Here is a 14,223-nt window from a genome sequence, read left to right on the forward strand (position 1 = left end):
GATGCGCATTCTGCTTCTCGTCACGGCCTTCAACGCCTTGAGCCAAAGGATCTTCGTGGAGCTTGGCGAGCACGGACACGAGGTCTCGGTCGAGATGGACGTCAACGACGAGCGGACCATCGAGGCGGTAGGTTTGTTTCGGCCGGACCTCGTCATCGCCCCCTTCCTGAAGCGGGCAATCCCGAAAGAAGTCTATGAAAATCGATGTTGTATGATCGTCCACCCGGGCATCGTCGGCGACCGCGGCCCCTCCGCCCTGGACTGGGCGATGATGGACGGGGCGACAGAGTGGGGTGTCACGGTGCTGGACGGGGCGGCCGAAATGGATGCCGGGCCGGTCTGGGCGAGCGCCACCTTCGCGATGCGAAAGGCGACGAAATCGAGCCTCTACCGCAACGAGGTGACCGAGGCGGCGGTGATGGCTGTGTTCGAAGCGATCGCGCGGTTCGAGCGGGGCGAAAGGCCAATTGCCCCGGAAGAACGATCTGTTGCGCCCCTGGGCCGGTGGCGGGATGCCGTCAAACAGGCGGACCGACGGATCGATTGGGCTGCCGATACAACCGAAACGGTGCTGAAGAAGATCGCAGCAGCGGACGGCGCGCCGGGCGTGCGGGACAAACTTTTCGGCGAAACGGTCTTCCTTTTCGACGCGCGAGAGGCGCGTGAATTCGGGGAAGACGTGCGGGGGTGTCGCGCGCGGGGTGAAGGGGGCAAGCTGTCGCTCGCGGAGCCGGGAGCGGTCGTCGCCAGAAGCGGGCCCGCGATCGCCCTCGTCACCGTCGACGGCGCGTTGTGGATCGGCCATGTCCGGCGCCCCAATTCGCCACACCCGTTCAAGCTGCCGGCGACCATGGCCTTCGCGAAGGAAGTTGCAGGCCTGCCGGAGGCCCCGCCCAATTCACCGGGCGGGTATCACGACATCATCTACGAAGAAGACGGTGCGGTCGGCTATCTGCACTTCCCCTTCTACAATGGTGCAATGGGAAAGGACGCCTGTCGAAGACTTTTGGACGCTTATACAAAAGCGACGGAGCGTCAGACCAGGGCGATCGTGCTGTGCGGAGGACCGCAATTCTGGTCCAACGGGCTCGACCTCAACCGGATCGAGGCGGCCGACAGCGCGGCCGATGCGTCCTGGGTCAACATCAATGCCATCGACGACCTCGCCGAGGCGATCATCCGCACGACAAGCCACATCACCGTGGCGGCACTTGCCGCAAATGCGGGAGCGGGCGGCGTGTTCCTCGCCCGCGGCGCCGACCAGGTCTGGATGCGCTCGAGCGTCATCCTCAACCCGCATTATAAGGACATGGGCAATCTCTACGGCTCGGAGTTCTGGACCTATCTCCTGCCGCGCTGCTGCGGTGCTGACAATGCCCGCCGGATCGCGGCGGCGCGCCTGCCGATGGGCGCGAGTGAGGCGCTGAATCTTAATCTGGTCGATCGGGTGTGCGCGGGGTCAAGCGAGCGGTTCATGGCGCAAGTGAGGGCGTCGGCTGCCGCGCTGGCCGGGAGCGCAGAGTTCCCGCGGTCGCTCGCCGAGAAACAAGCGCAGCGCGCAGCCGACGAGGCGGCCAAGCCGCTTTCAGCCTATCGCGAGGAGGAGCTTTCGCGGATGCGGCGCAATTTCTACGGTTTCGACCCGAGCTACCACGTCGCGCGGCATAATTTCGTGCACAAGGTGCCGAAGTCGCGCACGCCGGTGACGATCGCCCGCCACCGCGACGTCTACTGGCGGGCCGGTCGGGAGGGGCGGAGGAAGGCATCGTGAGCGACCTGCCGGGCATATTGATCGTCGACGACGAAATCCGCACGCTGGAGGCGCTGCGGCGCATCCTGAGCGAGGATTTCGTCGTCCACATCGCCAGCGACACCAAGGCGGCCTGCTCGATCCTGGACATGGAATGGATCCAGGTCATCCTGTGCGATCAGCGCATGCCCGGCACCTCCGGCATCGAGTTCCTGAAGCAGGCGCGCATCCGCTGGCCGGACATCGTGCGCATGATCATCTCAGGCTACACCGACGCGCACGACATCATCGACGGTATAAACGAGGCCGGCATCTACCAGTACATCACCAAGCCCTGGCACCCGGAAAACCTCACGCTCACGCTGAAGAACGCGGTACAGCTCTACGCATTGCAGCGCGAGAACGAGCTGCTGGCGGTCGAGATGCGCATGGCGCCGTCTTCGGCTTCCAAGCTGGTGTTGGAGCGCCGCAAGGCGCTGAAGCGCGACTATGATTTCAACGACGGCATCATCCGCTCGCCGACGAGCCCGATGAACGCCGTCCGCGACGCGCTCAAACAGGTGGCGCCGTTCGACGTACCGGTGCTGCTGATCGGCGCCTCGGGCACGGGCAAGGAGCTGGCGGCGCGGGCGTTGCATTACGGCTCTCTGCGTTGGAACAAGCCTTTCGTTGTCGAGAATTGCGGCGCTCTGCCCGACCAGCTGCTCGAAAGCGAGCTGTTCGGCCACAAGCGCGGCGCCTTCACCGGCGCCGTCGAGAACCATGTCGGCCTGTTCGAGCGGGCGAACGGCGGCACCGTTTTCCTCGACGAGATCGGAGAGGTCTCGCCGGCCTTCCAGGTGAAGCTGCTGCGGGTGCTGCAGGAGAGCGAAATTCGCCCGGTCGGCAGCGGCAGGACGCGCAAGGTCGATGTGCGCGTGGTGGCGGCGACGAACCGCGATCTAGAGGAGGAGCTGCGGCAGGGCCGGTTCCGGGCCGACCTGTTCTATCGGCTTGCCGGCACGGTCATCCGGCTTCCGGCGCTGCGCGAGCGGCTGATGGACATCGAAATCCTGTCGGCCGCAGTCCTGGGCAGCGCGGAGCGCAAGCTCGGCAAGAATGTGCCGGGCATTTCCGACGAGGCGATCGCCTGCTTCAGGAACTATTCCTGGCCGGGCAATGTCCGAGAGCTGCAGAACGAGATCCAGCACATGCTGGTCATGGGAAAGGAGGGGCAGGAACTCGGAGCCGATCTGGTGTCGCGGCATATCCTGATGGCCGCTCCCGCGCGCGAGGAAAGGGACGGCGAAGAAATCGCCGAGCTGACGGGAACGCTGCGCGAGCGCGTCAGCGAAATGGAACTGCGCATCATCCGCGAGACACTGATCCGCCATCGTTGGAACAAGTCGAAGGCGGCGGAGGAGCTGGGCCTGTCGCGCGTCGGCCTGCGCGGCAAGCTGGAGCGCTTCGGGCTGGAGAACGTCAAGCCGCTGCCGGCGCGAAGGGTGCTGGGAGGAAGGTCAGTGTGATGGCCTCCAGCGTACCGAGAAAGCGCCACAACGAGCCGTATCTGCCCGCGGAAGTGCCGACGCTCGGTCTGGCGCCGGCAGGCGAGGAGGCCTGGATCGAGGTCATCCAGAAGATGAATGCGGTCTATAAGGACCTCGTCGACTCGCAGACGCAGCTGGAGCGACAGCACGCCGCGCTGATGGAGGCGCAGCAATTCATCGCTTCCGTGCTGGGATCGATGACCGACGTTCTGATCGCTTGCGATGCGAAAGGCCGGATCCAGCAGGTCAACCCGGCCATGGTGCAATTAGCTGGGGTCGCCGAGACGGAACTTGTCGGTACATCGATCCTCGACCTGTTCGAGGATCGGGACGAGGCCACAGCGGCGCGCTTCGGCGAATGTCTGCGCGGCGCACATGCGATCGCCGACCTCGACGTGCAGCTGCGCCAGAAGGGCGGCGGCACGACGCCGCTGGCGCTGAACTGCTCGCCGCGCTTCGACCATCGCGGAAGGCTGGTCGGCATCGTTATCGTCGGGCGACCGATCGGGGAGCTGCGCCGCGCCTATCACGAGCTCGACCTCGCTCACCAGAAGCTGACCAGGACGCAGCAGCAGCTCGTTGTGTCGGAGAAGATGGCGGCCCTCGGCCGCTTGGTAGCGGGCGTAGCGCACGAGCTCAACAATCCGATCAGCTTCGTGTTCGGCAACATGCATGCGCTGAAGCGCTATGGTGTGGCGATCACCAGCTATATCGAGGCGACGCGCGGCAAAGGGGACGCGCAGGCGCTGGAGGAACTGCGCAAGCGGTTGAAGATCGACCCCATCGCCGCCGACATCGAGCCGCTGATCGAGGGAACGCTGGAAGGCGCCGAGCGGGTCCGGGCGATCGTCCAGGACCTGCGGCGCTTCTCCAGTAGCCAGAGGGAGGTCCCGGAGATGTTCGATGTCGTGCGCGTCATCCGCACGGCGGTGGACTGGGTTATGCGCGCGGAGCACGTCAGGCCGACCGTCGCATTCGACATGCCGGATCAACTCGATGTCACTGCACGCAAGGGATACTTGCATCAGGTGACCGTCAATCTGGTCCACAATGCCGCCGATGTGCTGCAGGGGCGGGCCAATCCACGGATCGAAATATCCTGCCGGCGGGAGGAGGGCCATATCGTCATCAGGGTCCGCGACAACGGGCCCGGCATCGCCGAAGCGCTCATGGACCAGATCTTCGAGCCGTTCTTTACGACCAAGCCGATCGGCCACGGCACGGGGCTCGGACTCTATGTCAGCTACGAGCTGATGAGGGAGCAGGGCGGCGACCTGACGGCAGCGGGCCATCCGGGAGGCGGCGCGGTGTTCACCGTGCGGCTGCCGGCGGATGTGGGGAAAGCATTGAGGCTGCCATGATGCCGGAAAGACCGCTCCATCTCCTCTGGCTTCAGTCGGGCGGCTGCGGCGGGTGCAGGCTGTCGTTGATCGGCGCCGAGGGGCCCGACCTGCTCACGACATTCGCCGCTGCGGGGATCGAGGTGCTGTGGCACCCCTCGCTGAGCGCTGAGACCGGGCGCAGCGCCATCGAGATCATTGAAGAGGCCGTTTCCGGCGAAGTCACGCTCGACATCCTGTGCCTCGAAGGTTCGGTGATGCGCGGGCCCAATGGCACCGGACGCTTCCATATGATGGCGGGCACCGGACGGCCGGTCATGGGCTGGATCAGCGACCTCGCGAAGGTCGCCGGCCATGTGGTGGCGGTCGGCTCCTGCGCGGCCTTCGGCGGCATCACGGCGGCCGGCGCCAACGAGGTCGAGGCCTGCGGCCTCGCCTATGAAGGCACAGAGCCCGGCGGGCTGCTCGGTCATGGCTTCCTGTCGAGATCGGGCCTGCCGGTCATCAACGTCGCGGGCTGCCCGATCCATCCCGCCTGGCTGACCGAAACGCTGCATCAGATCGCCGCCGGGCGCTTCGGCCGTGCCGACCTCGACGAGTGGGAGCGGCCGGTGAGCTACACCAACCACCTTGTCCACCACGGTTGCTCGCGCAATGAGTTCTACGAGTTCAAGGCGAGCGCGGAGCGGCTGTGCGATCTCGGCTGTATGATGGAGAACCTCGGCTGCAGGGGCACTCGGGCGCGCGCCGACTGCAATATCCGGCGCTGGAACGGCTCAGGCTCCTGCATCGACGGCGGCTATCCCTGCATCAACTGCACCTCGCCGGGCTTCAAGGAGCCGGGGCATTCCTTCACCGCCACGCCGAAGATCTCCGGAATTCCGGTCGGCCTGCCGATGGACATGCCGAAAGCATGGTTCGTGGCGCTGGCTGCCCTCTCCAAGGCGGCGACGCCGGTGCGGCTGAAGACCAACGCGACGGCCGACCGCGTGGCGGTGCCGCTGCATGACAGGAAGAAGCGGGCATGAGCCGGCTGATCGTCGGGCCGTTCAACAGGATCGAGGGCGACCTGGAGGTCAAGCTCGACCTTGCCGGCGCCGAGGTGCGTTCGGCGCAGGTGATGTCGCCCCTCTACCGCGGCTTCGAGCGCATCCTGCAGGGCAAGCCGCCGGAGGACGCGCTGGTCTATGCGCCCCGCATTTGCGGCATCTGCTCGGTCTCGCAATCGGTGGCGGCAGCGCGGTCGCTGGCCGAGGCGCAGGGGCTGAGCGTCGCGGGAAACGGGCAGATCGCGATCGACCTGATCCACGGCACCGAGAACGTGGCCGACCACCTGACGCATTTCTACCTGCTATTCATGCCGGATTTCGCGCGCGACGCGTATGCGCGTGAGCCGTGGTACGAGGCTGCCGCGGCGCGCTTCCGCGCGCTGAGCGGCACTGCGGCGGAAGACGTGTTGCCGGCCCGGGCGCAGTGGATGCACATGATGGGCATCCTTGCCGGCCACTGGCCGCATACTCTGGGCATCCGCCCCGGCGGCTCGACGCGGGCGCTGACGCCGAACGAGCAGGCGCGCATGGCCGGCATCGTCAGCGCTTTCCGGCGCTTTCTAGAGCGGACGCTGTTCGCTGACAAGCTGGAACGGGTGGCGGCGCTTTCGAGCGCTGAGGAGCTTGCGGCCTGGCGCGACGAGAAGCCGGCGAGCGCGGGCGACTTCCGGCACTTTCTCGCGATCTCGCGGGCGCTGGGGCTGGAAAAGCTCGGGCGGGCCGGCTCGCTCTTCATGAGCTACGGTGCCTATCATGCCAATGGCGGGCATCTGTTTCGCCGCGGGTTGTGGCGGGCGGGAAGGCCGGCGCCGCTCGACCTATCGGCCATTGCCGAGGACGCCGAAAATGCCTGGTATGCGGGACGCGGCGGGCCGCTGCCTCCGGCGAACGGCGTGACCGTGCCGGGCGAGGGCACCGGCAAGGGTTACACTTGGTGCAAGGCGCCGCGCCTTTCCGGCGAGGCGCCGGAGGTCGGGGCGATCGCGCGCCAGCTCGTCGACGGGCACCCACTGATCCGTGACCTGGTGAGCGCAAGCAGCGGCAACGTGCATGCGCGTGTCGTGGCGCTGGCGCTGGAGATCACGCTGGTGGTGATCGCGATGGAAGGCTGGCTGCGCGACCTCAGGCCCGGTGAGAAGTTCTGCGAAGATGGGGCAATGCCAGGTGAGGGCGCGGGCGTTGGGCTGACGGAAGCGGCGCGGGGCTCGCTCGACCATTGGCTGAGCGTGAAGGGCGGGTGGATCGCCAACTACCAGATCATCGCGCCGACGACCTGGAACTTTTCGCCCCGCGACGGGGCCGGCAATCCCGGCCCGCTGGAGCTGGCGCTCGAAGGCGCGCCCGTGCGGCTCGGCGAGACCGAGCCGGTTGCAGTCCAGCACATCGTGCGCTCGTTCGACCCGTGCATGGTCTGCACGGTGCACTGATGGGCGCGCCGCTCGCCGAGCCCGCAGTGGAAGGACGTCTGGTCCGGGTGACGGGGCTGGTGCAGGGCGTCGGCTTCCGGCCGACGGTGTGGCGCATCGCGGCCGCCATGGGGCTATCGGGCCATGTCCGCAACGATGCGGCGGGCGTGGAGATTGCGCTGTGGTGCAGCGATGCCGAGTTCGAGACCTTCGCGGACAGGCTGAAGGCGGAATGCCCGCCGCTGGCGCGGATCGACGGGGTCGAGGCGACGAAGCTTGACGGGCCGCTCCCGGCGGGCGGCTTCGTTATAGCGGCGAGTGCGGGCGGGCAGGTGAAGACCGGCATCGTGCCGGACGCCGCCTGCTGCCCGGAATGTCTTGCTGAAGTGCTCGACCCCAAGGACCGGCGCTATTTCTACCCGTTCGCCAACTGCACGCATTGCGGGCCGCGGCTGTCGATCGTCAAGGCTATCCCCTATGACCGCGGCTCGACCTCTATGGCACGATTTTCGATGTGTGAGGAATGCCGGGCCGAGTACGAAAATCCGGCCGACCGCCGCTTTCACGCCCAGCCCATCGCCTGCCCGGCCTGCGGGCCGCGCGTCTGGTTGGAAGGTCCTTACCGGGTCGTGATCGGCGGCGCCTCGCAGACGGTGATTCGGGAAGCGGCGGCGCTGATCGGGGAAGGGCGGATCGTCGCGATCAAGGGCGTCGGCGGGTTCCACCTCGCCTGCGGCGCGACGGACGAAGCCGCGGTGGCGCGGCTGCGCGCCCGCAAGAAACGCGGCGGGAGGCCGTTCGCGCTGATGGCGCGCGACTTGGAGCAGCTTGCCGAATTCGCGGAGCTGTCGGGCCAGGAGCGCGCGGCACTTGCCTCCCGTGCGGCGCCGATCGTGCTGGTGAAGCGGCGTGACAGCTGCGGCGTTGCGGCGGGCGTGGCGCCCCAGCACGACCGGCTCGGTTTCATGCTGCCCTATACGCCGCTGCACCATCTCTTGCTGCGGGCGCTGGACGGTCCGGTGGTGATGACCTCCGGCAATCGCTCTGGCGAGCCGCAATGCACGGACAACGACGAGGCGCGGCGCGAGCTTGCCGGAATCGCCGACTTCTGGCTGATGCACGACCGCGAGATCGTCAACCGGCTCGACGACAGCGTGGTGCGCCGCGATGGCCACGACATTTCGGTGTTGCGGCGCGCGCGCGGTTTCGCGCCGGAGCCACTGGCGCTGCCGGCGGGCTTCGACGGCCCAATCAGGGCGCTGGCTACGGGCGGCGACCTAAAGGCCGCGTTCTGCCTGGCGGGCGGCGGCAAGGCGCTGATGTCGCAGCATCTCGGCGACCTCGACGAGTTGAAGAACCAGGAGGCGTGGGGGCAGGCGTTGGGGTTGTATCGAAGCCTGTTCGACACGAAGCCGGACCTCATTGTCGCCGACCGGCATCCGGGCTACCGTTCGACCCGGCTTGCCATGGAGCTTGCCCGTGAGACCGCGGCGCGGTTCGTGCAGGTCCAGCACCATCACGCGCATCTCGCCTCATGCCTTGCCCAGCACGGCCGCGCAATTGATGCACCGCCGGTGCTCGGCATTATCCTCGACGGTCTCGGATACGGCGATGACGGCACGATCTGGGGCGGCGAGTTCCTGCTCGGCGGCTACCGAGGCTTTCGGAGGCTGGCATACTTCGAGCCGGTCGCCATGCCCGGCGGCGACAAGGCCAGCATCGAGCCGTGGCGCAATGCCTATTCGCATCTGCGGGCGGCTTTCGGTCCGGATTTCCTGGCCAGGCTCCCTGCGGATTTGCCCTTCGTCCGGGCCTTGGCCGAAAAGCCGCTTGGCGTGCTGGACCGGATGATCGAGAGGGGCGTCAACGCTCCGCTTGCCTCCTCGGCGGGGCGCCTTTTCGATGCCTGCGCGGCAGTCCTCGGAATCTGTTTCGAGCGCCAGAGCTACGAGGGGCAAGCCGGCATGGAGATGGAGGCGCTCGCCAGCCCGTTCATGGATGCGGCCGAGGCTTGGCCAGCAACCTCGCCGAAGGGGCCGGTTATCTGTTGGAAAGGTCTGTGGGAAGCGCTTCTTCGCGATCAGGCTTCGGGCGTCGAAACCGGGCTGATTGCCGCGCGCTTCCACAGGACGCTGATAGAGATCATCTCACGGAAGGCCATCGGCCTCACTGAGGAAAACGGCGTCGCCACGGTCGCACTGTCCGGTGGTGCTTTCCAGAATCGGCTGCTGCTCGAAGGCGTACTCGCCGAACTCACAGTTGGAGGATTAGAGGGGCTGGCGCATGCAAGTGTTCCCGCAAACGACGGCGGTCTGGCGCTCGGCCAGGCAACGATCGGCCTAGCCCTTTCACTACCCCGGCTGTCGCTTGGCGCTTAAATGCGAGACTTCGGCTGCTTCGATGAGAAGGGACGTCCGTTTCTCCCGCGTTTCCGGTATTGAAAAAAAATCAGAAGCCCGGACGCTTCCTCGACCGGCAGGCCAGGGTCGCAACGAGCAGAGGAGTCAGGAGCGTGGCCGGTAGGGAAGGGGAACTGGCCGCCAGGCGACTCGCGGTGGAAGTGAAAGTACGGACACTCCAAGAGTGACGAGGCTCTGGTTCGGATTGCAAAGGCGCTCGCGCCCAGGGCACTCGATTGGTCGCCTTGGCGGGAAGAGTTTGGGGTCTTGTTGCGTGACGTGCGCAAAGAGCAGGCAAGGTGGAGGGAGGTCGACATAGCCGATTCTTCCCATCGGCAATCGTAGCGCCGACTTTCAGTTGCGAACGCCGGCGCTATCTTTCGCAATCGGGCGACTCCGCGCAAGATTTCCTCAGGGGCCACGGCCTCGTGTCGTCCTTCCTGGGAACCACGGCGCGTAACATCGTCACATCGTCAATCTGTTCACATTCGCGAACCGCCATCGTTGCATTCTCCTGCTGGACGAGTTCGACGCGATCCCCAAGCTCAGCTAACGATATTTCAAACACCCGTCTCCAGCCGTGGAGTGTGCCTGGGCCTCATTACGCCGCTTCCCGGACCTGGTCCGAAGTCCGGGCCGCCAGGGCTGCCTTGTCCTGCGGGAGAAAGCGGCCATAGTGATGCGCGACCAGGTCGGGCGTGTCCTGAATGGGTAGTGTCTCAGTTTGAAATTTAGGCGTCGGCGTGAACGGACGGAAGGCGACTGACATGCGTTGCCCAAGCAGCGGTGTCGGCGCACATCCAGGCGATGGCCTCAATGATTTCCTTATGCACAGCGATAAGGTCTTTTTGAAAGATCGGTTCATGATGAGCGACTCTGTTTCGGAAGCGACGAATGAGATTGAATCTGGCGTGGACGGTTTTGCGTTTCTTGCCGCCACCCAGCGCAAATCCAACATGCAGAGTCTTGCGCCACAAAGTACCATCATAGCCGGGACCGAGAAGCCCCACCCAAAAAGCGAATTTCAACTCTGATACGATAGCGTCATTCGACGGCCAGTCGGAGTTCTTTTGGAGTTCTTCAAGCGCCTGTTTGACCATTGATTTCGACATACCAGACAGAGGCGGAGCCTCGTTCGTCATCCAGTCCGAACCGTATAGGTCTGACATTCGTTGATGAATCGTGTTCCTTAGGCATATTTCCACACATTGCAGCGGCGTGTAAAAGGCTTCTGACAGACGCGTATTCCGCTCGTAGCTGCCTAGCGCCACGTGCAGGTCGGCGTTACAGGATTCGAGATATTTCTTGAGTCTGCTGCTGCTCAAGGTCTTAACCAAAGATACGTTTATTGCGTCTGTTCGCAAATCGTTCACTTGCCGTTCATCAAAATTGCGGTATATCTACCGGCGTATACCCCGGGTCGGCCTCTGCTGCAAAGCATGCTCCCGGGGTCAGTCTTTTTAGGCCCGTACGTTCTTTCTGTAGGGGCCGCGCTTGCCCGGTTTCGGCGCAACAGCATCCATCTTCACGCAAAGATCGTCCATTGACCAGGCCGTGGCGGAAACACCAGCGGCCATGGAGGGCGTCATTTTCAGCGTCTTGTGAATGCGAATGAAGTTGTACCAAACAGTGAAGAGCGCGACGATGTGAACGTGGTTCTCGAATTTCTTTGAGAACGCGTCGGTCAATCGCGTGAAGCGGCGCATCTGCATACGCATGGTGAGGTTCTGGCGCTCGACATGCGACGTGCTGACATGCGCCAGATCGGGTTCGCCTTCGATGCGGGTCTTCTTAGCGCCAGTGCAGACAGCGGGGCTGTAGCGGCGTTCCTGTGGCACCGCACGGCCTTCCGGCTCGCCATACATCTTGACCAGCATTGCATAGTCAATGTCGGCCCCAAACGCTTCCTCAACCGCGTTGAGATAGGCCTTGTGACCATCGGTCGTAAGCTGGACGCGGTTGGCAAGGCGGTCCTTCACGTCGTCCATGAAGGCCAGCGCATATTCGCCGTCGCGACCGCCGACCAGCCACGAAATGATAAGCTTGCTGTCGCTGTCCAGCGCGGTCCAGGTCCATGTATCGCCCGCGCCATCAACGGCATTTTTCATCGCCGCAACGTTCTTTTGCTTCGCCGCCGTGAACGACCAGATTTCATCACACTGAACGCGCTTGGCCTTGACGTTCCGGACTTCGCGGTCGTGCAGATCGGCGCAGAATTTGCCCGCATCGACCAGCAGCTTTGACACCGTGTTGATCGAAACATCGGCAACGCGGGAGATCGACCGCATCGACGATCCCTCGCAAAGCATGTTGAGGATTTGGACGCGGGTTTTCAGGGGCAGCTTGTTCATGCCTCAATATCTGAACTTTTATGCTTAGTGTCAAGCATAAAATGTTCAGTTTGAAACGACAAGACGGATACCTGGACGCCTACCGAGATAAAGCCGCTCAACGTCTTCTGGCCTGAAAGCCAAAAGTTCGGCGAGATCGTCGGTTGAATATTTTAGCGTTTCGCGGTGGTAGTCCACGATCTTTTTCAGGCGATTAGGGGTTTCTATTTCAATATTGATTGGCTCCTCACCGTGGAAAATCTTGTTGTACTGAATGCTCATGAACTTATATTGAGACGGGGTGATTATCTTTAGATCGTGTGTTCGCCGGATAAGAGCCTTGATTGAAACTTTCCAGTAGGCCTTCACTCTGCCAAGGTTCCCGATTTTTGCCCCGGCGAGATATGGTTTGATTTCAGCCGCCGGCATCAAAAAGGCGGCGGCGAAACGATGTGCCTCACTCTCCATTTTCTCGTCTTCGTCAGGAACTGAGTGCATCACCATGTGCCCAAGTTCGTGAGCAAGGGAAAAACGAAATCTATCTCCGGGCACATCTTTATTCATGAAAAAGAGTGGCGGCATTCCTTCGAGGCGGAAACTGAGACCGTCCAGAAGGTTCGTGCCGAAGCGTGCGAGAATGACTATCCCACCAGCATCCTCGATTAGTTCGACAACGCTTTGAATTGGGCCGCGAGGGACCATCCAGTATGCACGGAGGCGTTCGGCCACCTTCTCCGGCGTGAGGCCAGCTTCGTCCAGATCGATTTGAGGAATAGGCTTTGCCACCTCAATTTCGTAGGAGCGCAAAAGCTTCGCAATATGTTGGCGGCGGATATTGATCACAGCACCAATCCGCGCGAGCGGCTTGGCACCCAACTTGGCGCGCTTCCTGAAATGAAAGTGCGGGAATCCCAACGCTCTCTCCCGTTGAAAGAAGAAAGCTCTTGGAAAGCCAAGTGCCGCTGAAATGCGGTCCAAGGCATCGTCACCCGGTTGAGTGTTCAGGCCATGCTCAAGCTTGGAGATGAAAGCTTGCGTTATTCCAGATTTTTGCGCCAACTCGGCTTGCGTAAGCTCGCGCGCGTCCCGCGCGAGTTTCAGCATATCCGGGTTGAATACGTCGCTACCCACCACGCCTCTCTCTTGCTCGCTCTGCATCAAAGTCCGCCCCCTCCATGCCGCCGAACCTTCTCGGCGTAATGTCATCCCACCGAGCGACGCCTTCGATCATCGTGACCTGCGCCGTCCAGAAAATATTACGGCCAATAGGCCGAGCGATCATAATCCGCTCCAAGGCGCTACCAGACGCATCCATCTGATAGCCGGCGGTGAGCCGATAGGCCGGTTCGGGGATTCCTGGCAGCGATATTTGGTCGTCGTAGTCCTGCTGCTGGCGGGTCTGGTAATTGCGGTGCTGGCCGTTGGCCCCGACCTTCTTGAAGCGAGTAAGGGTGCTGTCCATGTAGTTCAGAACGTGCAGGCCCCTTACCTTGATCGAATGCAGGCCAGCCATTTCGTCAGCGGCCCCGATCATACGTTTTTCTGCATGCGAATAGATGCAATTTGCCATTGCGCGGTTGTCGTGGTCGGCGCGCGCTTCGTTCGAATAGGCATCGCTGAAATAGAAGGAAACGGATTCGTCGAGGATGCGGTGGATTAGCGGCATAATTGGCGCTGCCGCTTCCATCGCTTCATTCTGGTCTGTCTCACGATCAAGCATGACGTGCTCCATGATTCGAGCCCAAACTATGCTCTCAATCTTGAGCGAAATCAATGCAAAATATAACTGAAAAAATAACTATCCGCAGAAGCGGTTGTTTTGTCAGCCTTTTTTCCAGCGGCTTTCCGCCGCCTTCTTAGCGATCTCGGCGCGTCGCTCTGGCGTCATGTTCTCTGCGCGCTTCTTTCCGCCCTTAGCGCCAAGAGCCTTGGCGGCAGGGTCTTTGCCGTCATCGATCACGGCGTCTTCTTCTTCACCGGTCGCAATGCGCATGACGCGGACGGCATTGCCGATCACGTCGGCGGGGCGCTTCTGGCCTTTAGGTCCGGTTGGCATTTAGCCATCCCCTTTTTCCCGTGCCGTCCTTCCAAAGAGCGACGGCGTATTCGTCTGGCGTTTTGCGGCTGGTGTTGCTCATGCGAGGGACCAAACCGTCACGCTCGGCTTTCGCATAGGCCATACAGACTGCTTCTTGATCTCGCCCCATTGTGGCGACCAGCTTGCGCATGTAGTCGCGCTGTCCAAATGTGGGTTTTTCTGTCATCGGCCCATCCATGCTTTCCGCTAAGCATATAGGAGTTCGGGCGGATATGCGAAACGCATATTTTCGCTCAGCGAATTTCAAACTGAGACACTACCCCCGGATGGCGTAGCTTGCCTGGTCATAGGAACCGGTCTGTTTATATGCGTCGCCAGCACG

Annotated in this window: 12 protein-coding genes and 1 pseudogene; 7 read left to right on the plus strand and 6 right to left on the minus strand. The window is 62.9% G+C overall.

Translation table 11 applies throughout. The annotated features are described in order from the left end of the window. Position 1 precedes the first annotated feature (1 nt). The 7 genes and pseudogenes from G6N73_RS25800 to G6N73_RS38715 all read left to right on the plus strand — a co-directional run. Positions 2–1,771, plus strand: coding sequence for a hydrogenase maturation protein (locus tag G6N73_RS25800; protein WP_165032839.1), 1,770 nt, complete (start codon positions 2–4; stop codon positions 1,769–1,771). Further along, positions 1,768–3,258, plus strand: coding sequence for a sigma 54-interacting transcriptional regulator (locus G6N73_RS25805; protein WP_165032840.1), 1,491 nt, complete (start codon positions 1,768–1,770; stop codon positions 3,256–3,258). The genes G6N73_RS25800 and G6N73_RS25805 overlap by 4 nt, the downstream gene beginning before the upstream one ends. Continuing rightward, positions 3,258–4,640, plus strand: a complete 1,383-nt coding sequence (locus tag G6N73_RS25810) for a sensor histidine kinase (RefSeq protein ID WP_165032841.1) — start codon at positions 3,258–3,260, stop codon at positions 4,638–4,640. Before G6N73_RS25805 ends, G6N73_RS25810 begins: the two co-directional genes overlap by 1 nt. Further along, on the plus strand, positions 4,637–5,647 hold the full coding sequence (locus G6N73_RS25815; RefSeq protein WP_246252580.1) for an NADH-quinone oxidoreductase subunit B family protein: 1,011 nt from the start codon (positions 4,637–4,639) through the stop codon (positions 5,645–5,647). The genes G6N73_RS25810 and G6N73_RS25815 overlap by 4 nt, the downstream gene beginning before the upstream one ends. After that, positions 5,644–7,095 carry a nickel-dependent hydrogenase large subunit gene (locus G6N73_RS25820; protein WP_165032842.1) on the plus strand — a complete coding sequence of 484 codons (1,452 nt, stop codon included), beginning with the start codon at positions 5,644–5,646 and terminating at the stop codon, positions 7,093–7,095. The genes G6N73_RS25815 and G6N73_RS25820 overlap by 4 nt, the downstream gene beginning before the upstream one ends. Continuing rightward, complete coding sequence (gene hypF, locus G6N73_RS25825) at positions 7,095–9,452, plus strand: carbamoyltransferase HypF (protein WP_165032843.1); 2,358 nt, start codon at positions 7,095–7,097, stop codon at positions 9,450–9,452. The genes G6N73_RS25820 and hypF overlap by 1 nt, the downstream gene beginning before the upstream one ends. A gap of 443 nt (positions 9,453–9,895) precedes the next feature. Next, positions 9,896–10,020 (plus strand): annotated as a pseudogene (locus G6N73_RS38715) (AAA family ATPase); the annotation flags it as partial. A gap of 184 nt (positions 10,021–10,204) precedes the next feature. Here the strand turns inward: G6N73_RS38715 and G6N73_RS25830 are convergent. The 6 genes from G6N73_RS25830 to G6N73_RS25855 form a co-directional block, all read right to left on the minus strand. Further along, positions 10,205–10,846: a hypothetical protein gene (locus tag G6N73_RS25830; RefSeq protein WP_165032844.1), complete on the minus strand. Its 642-nt coding sequence runs from the start codon at positions 10,844–10,846 to the stop codon at positions 10,205–10,207. An 87-nt stretch (positions 10,847–10,933) separates the two neighbouring features. Then, on the minus strand, positions 10,934–11,824 hold the full coding sequence (locus G6N73_RS25835) for a DDE-type integrase/transposase/recombinase (protein WP_165032845.1): 891 nt from the start codon (positions 11,822–11,824) through the stop codon (positions 10,934–10,936). Between the two features lie 45 nt (positions 11,825–11,869). Then, positions 11,870–12,961, minus strand: a complete 1,092-nt coding sequence (locus tag G6N73_RS25840) for a helix-turn-helix domain-containing protein (RefSeq protein WP_165032846.1) — start codon at positions 12,959–12,961, stop codon at positions 11,870–11,872. Further along, positions 12,927–13,523: a hypothetical protein gene (locus G6N73_RS25845; RefSeq protein ID WP_165032847.1), complete on the minus strand. Its 597-nt coding sequence runs from the start codon at positions 13,521–13,523 to the stop codon at positions 12,927–12,929. The genes G6N73_RS25840 and G6N73_RS25845 overlap by 35 nt, the downstream gene beginning before the upstream one ends. 102 nt (positions 13,524–13,625) lie before the next feature. Beyond that, positions 13,626–13,820, minus strand: coding sequence for an RNA-binding protein (locus tag G6N73_RS25850; RefSeq protein ID WP_343044741.1), 195 nt, complete (start codon positions 13,818–13,820; stop codon positions 13,626–13,628). Between the two features lie 22 nt (positions 13,821–13,842). Next, on the minus strand, positions 13,843–14,067 hold the full coding sequence (locus tag G6N73_RS25855) for a hypothetical protein (RefSeq protein WP_165032849.1): 225 nt from the start codon (positions 14,065–14,067) through the stop codon (positions 13,843–13,845). Between the last annotated feature and the right edge of the window lie 156 nt (positions 14,068–14,223).

The organism is Allomesorhizobium camelthorni (assembly GCF_011045125.1).
GTDB lineage: Bacteria > Pseudomonadota > Alphaproteobacteria > Rhizobiales > Rhizobiaceae > Allomesorhizobium > Allomesorhizobium camelthorni.